This window comes from Rhizobium sp. BR 317 (genome assembly GCF_047445835.1).
Classification (GTDB): domain Bacteria; phylum Pseudomonadota; class Alphaproteobacteria; order Rhizobiales; family Rhizobiaceae; genus Rhizobium; species Rhizobium paranaense.
This window is the reverse complement of sequence record NZ_JARWLB010000133.1, coordinates 1-1,351: the sequence shown is the minus strand read 5'-3', so window position 1 is coordinate 1,351 and position 1,351 is coordinate 1. Positions and strand designations below refer to the sequence as shown.

The window sequence follows — 1,351 nt, the reverse complement described above, 5'->3', positions numbered from 1 at the left end:
GTTTGGTATTGTCGGCTGTCGCCAGCCTGGCTCGATTTCCGAATATGGCTTCGGCAACTGCTGGATCACGGCTCTGACCTGCTCGTCAGACATCAGCTTTTGGCATCTATTGAACATTGCGACTTGGATCTCGACGGGCTCAAGGTTTACGACCATCGCGCAAGCAGCTTCTGCCGGCAGGTTGCTCACATTTGCGTCTGTGCGATGTATAATACGGCCGACKAGTGAAGCACGATGTGCCGAGACGCCTAGTGCGGTCAGGTCCATTTTGTGGATGACTTTGAGCTTCTGCTCATCACCAATACCTGAATCGAGGAGTTTCTCACGGAAATCATCGTTTACCGAATATTTGTCTTCATTGGCCAGGAAGCTGTCGATATTCTTCGCCACKAATAGAACCTGTAGCGCTTCCTTTCCAGCAAKAAATGAAAATGCTTTTTCAGAGAAKGTGACGGCCTCCTCTTCAACGAKAACACGCAGCTTTTCTTCACGAACAGTMTCGGAGAATTGGTCGAATTTCCTTGGAAGTCTTCGGATATAGGCTCGATAGGAGTCGATGTCGAAATCATCGTTATTGAACAGGAAGAGACGAACGGGACGAGCTTCATTCTMTCCACCGACAGGTACCTGCGACAATATCGACCTGACTTCGGTCCTCTMCAGGTAGGCAGTGAGTATTTGAGCATCGAATTCTTCGCTTGATAGAAAAGTTAAGCAGTTTTCCCAAGATGGTTMGATTCTTGATAAAAGGAATACGGCAGATCGAAGTCGGCTCGGGACCCGCTCTAGCGTCGGTAGCTTCGCTCGCTGCTGCTCAAGGAACTGCGCCAAAAACTCCGATCCTATTTCTTCGTGGTTAAGCACATCTAGGATCACTAAAACATCCTCCTCCGAGTTGCTTGGCCGAAGAAGTACGCCTTTGAGGTAGCGGTCAAAATCACTATGGACCTTGTCGATCAACGGAGCGTATCCCTCCCGCAAGACGGTTGAGTAGTGCTTGATCTCCAAGTCCGCCGTACTGCCGGATCCCAATACGTTACGAAATATGAAACCGACGTTCTCCGCGGTGATCGTGTAAAGGCCGTGATCGCTCAACACTCGGACGRCCGCCGGATAGGGTCCAACGCTGCCAAGATCTTCGGTCTCAAACTGAAAGACGGCMAATMGGCTCGGTTCGAAATCGACTTGGAGAGCGAGAACCGAAGCAAGGTTCGAAGCMAAATAGTCAGAGATTTCGGTAGTTTTACGAGGCAGCGTTTCGAGCACTTTCGCAGGCAGATGCGCGATCAGGCGTGCAACATGAACCGCGTTCTGTGGACCCGCAACTGCGGCGGCTACAAACCCTGGCCAT

1 pseudogene is annotated in these 1,351 nt (G+C 50.8%); it reads right to left on the bottom strand.

Features of this window, described 5'->3' with window-relative positions:
* A pseudogene (locus tag QD357_RS32295) lies at positions 1 to 1,351 on the bottom strand (hypothetical protein); the annotation flags it as partial.